We start from the raw sequence: 2,261 nt of genomic DNA on the forward strand, positions 1-2,261 counted from the left end.
TTTATCAGGAGATCGGCAAAGTGCATCAGGATATTGGGAGAATTCATCAGGAATTGACTAAACAGACAAAATGGATAGTCGCGGGGATGCTGAGCACTGCGGGCATGACGCTGGCACTGGCTCGTTGGTTGTTTTAGGCGGGAGAACGATGAGAATCTGGTGTCCCCTGCAGGAATCGAACCTGCAACTAGCCCTTAGGAGGGGCTCGTTATATCCATTTAACTAAGGAGACGCCGGGCGCGCAGTATAGCGCACCGCGAACCTGATTTTAACTATGCGTCGGTTGTTTGCTTAATCTATCAGCAATTTAAGACCAGGCTTACGCCTGTTTTTGCTTCTCTTTCCGCTTCTGTTCCGCACGCGCTTTGGCTTTCGCCGCTTCACTCATATCGTTACGAATCTGAGCATGGCTAATCAAGGCAAATATCAGCGTACCGCCCGTGATGTTGCCAAGCAGCGTTGGCAGAGCAAATGGCCAGAAGAATTCGTACCACGGCAGCGTGCCGGCAAACACCAGATACAGCACCTCAACCGAACCGACCACGATATGCGCTAAATCCCCTAACGCCACCAGCCAGGTCATCATGACGATCACCACAATTTTTGCTGCGCCCGCATACGGGAACATCCACACCATGGTGGCGATAATCCAGCCGGAGATCACCGCATTGGCGAACATTTCGCTGGGGGAATTGACCATCACTTTTTCACTGATGGCGGTAAACGCCTGACGCGTCGCATCGTCGAATATTGGCATATGATTAAAAGCGAGCGCGCCCAACGCGGTACCAATCAGATTGCCGAGCAGCACCACGCTCCAGAGTCGTAGCAGCAGCGCAAAGTTGCTGCCGGTCGGTTTGTGCATTACCGGCAAAACGGCGGTAACGGTGTTCTCGGTAAACAGTTGCTGGCGCGCCATAATCACAATGACAAAGCCAAAGGTATAACCCAGATTTTCCAGTAAAAATGCGCCGGGCACGCCTTTGAGGTGGACCTGAAAAATACCTTTCGCCATCAGCGAAGCGCTCATCGACAATCCCGCCGCTACCGCCGACCAAAGCAGCGCCATGCCGTCGCGCTCGAGCTCTTTTTCACCGTCCTGGCGTATCTCTTCATGAATCGCCGCAGCCTGCGAGGGCAGGGCATCTTCATCGACTTCAATCTCCTTGCCTTGTTCCTTCTCATCACTCTCTACATCGTTGTCACTCTTTGAAATCGATGGTGATTGTTTCATGTTTCCCTCGGGTGATAATGCCATTGCGTAATAAGCGTAGCTGGTTTTGGCAAGGTCAATTTGTTACCAAGATTCAAATTAAGAGTAACGAAATTTTAACCGAGTCGGTTTTTTGAGCAATTTCTTGATCTGATGCGCACGAATACCCCATTTGGGGTAAGTGGGAGCCAGCTCACAGACTTCGGCCCACAGATTCAATGTGGTATTATCGCCGCCTCATTCATTGCCGTGATTCTCCCTTCTATGCTCGAAGTCATTAATCTCTCATGCGTTCGTGATGAGCGGACCTTGTTTCATGGGTTGAGCTTCCGTGTGCAACCGGGTGACATTGTGCAAATTGAAGGGCCAAACGGAGCCGGGAAAACCTCGCTGCTGCGCCTGCTGGCGGGACTAAGCCGGGCGGAAGAGGGCGAGGTGATGTGGCAGTCACAGCCGATTCGCCAACAGCGCGAAATATGGCAACAAAATCTGCTCTATCTTGGCCATCACCCCGGCGTGAAATCAGTACTCTCACCGCTTGAGAACCTGCATTTCTGGCACGGCAGCAGCAATGAAGACGCGATTTTTGATGCGCTTGAGCAAGTCGATCTGCTGGGTTTTGAAGAGGTGCCGGTGGCGCAACTCTCTGCCGGGCAGCAGCGGCGTGTGGCATTAGCCCGCCTGTGGCTCAGCCCAGCGTCGGTGTGGATCCTCGATGAACCTTTAACCGCCATCGATAAAGGCGGCGTAGAAAAATTAATGGCGCGATTCGCCACCCATGCCGATAACGGCGGAGCAGTGATTCTGACCACGCATCAGGATCTGCCCGATAACAGCGCGCGCGTGCGTAAAATTCGTCTTACTTCGGAGTGGGCGTGATGTTAGGCCGGGTCATTCAGCGTGAATTAAAAATCGCCTTTCGCAGCGGCGCGGAAGTGATCAATCCGCTGTGGTTTTTCCTGATTGTTATCACGCTGTTTCCATTAGGTATCGGACCGGAGCCGCAGCAGCTGGCGCGCATTGCGCCGGGCGTGGCGTGGGTTGCCGC

The 2,261-nt window shown here is 53.1% G+C and carries 3 protein-coding genes and 1 tRNA gene; 2 read left to right on the plus strand and 2 right to left on the minus strand.

Going from position 1 to position 2,261, the window contains the following annotated elements:
- Nucleotides 1-157: 157 nt before the first annotated feature.
- Nucleotides 158-232 (minus strand) — tRNA-Arg (locus RTY00_RS23795).
- Between the two features lie 87 nt (nt 233-319).
- A complete protein-coding gene (locus RTY00_RS23800) occupies nt 320-1,234 on the minus strand; it encodes a formate/nitrite transporter family protein (protein WP_061717881.1) in 915 nt (304 codons plus the stop codon).
- A gap of 243 nt (nt 1,235-1,477) precedes the next feature.
- Here RTY00_RS23800 and ccmA point away from each other — a divergent pair, with 243 nt between their 5' ends.
- Together ccmA and RTY00_RS23810 are read left to right on the plus strand one after the other, a co-directional pair.
- Nucleotides 1,478-2,092: a cytochrome c biogenesis heme-transporting ATPase CcmA gene (ccmA, locus tag RTY00_RS23805; protein WP_312666614.1), complete on the plus strand. Its 615-nt coding sequence runs from the start codon at nt 1,478-1,480 to the stop codon at nt 2,090-2,092.
- Nucleotides 2,092-2,261 (plus strand): heme exporter protein CcmB (locus RTY00_RS23810; RefSeq protein WP_312666615.1); only part of this gene is annotated, 170 nt, incomplete at its 3' end. The genes ccmA and RTY00_RS23810, both read left to right, overlap by 1 nt.

It is taken from the genome of Pantoea sp. CTOTU49201 (assembly GCF_032054795.1).
GTDB classification, from domain to species: domain Bacteria; phylum Pseudomonadota; class Gammaproteobacteria; order Enterobacterales; family Enterobacteriaceae; genus Pantoea; species Pantoea symbiotica.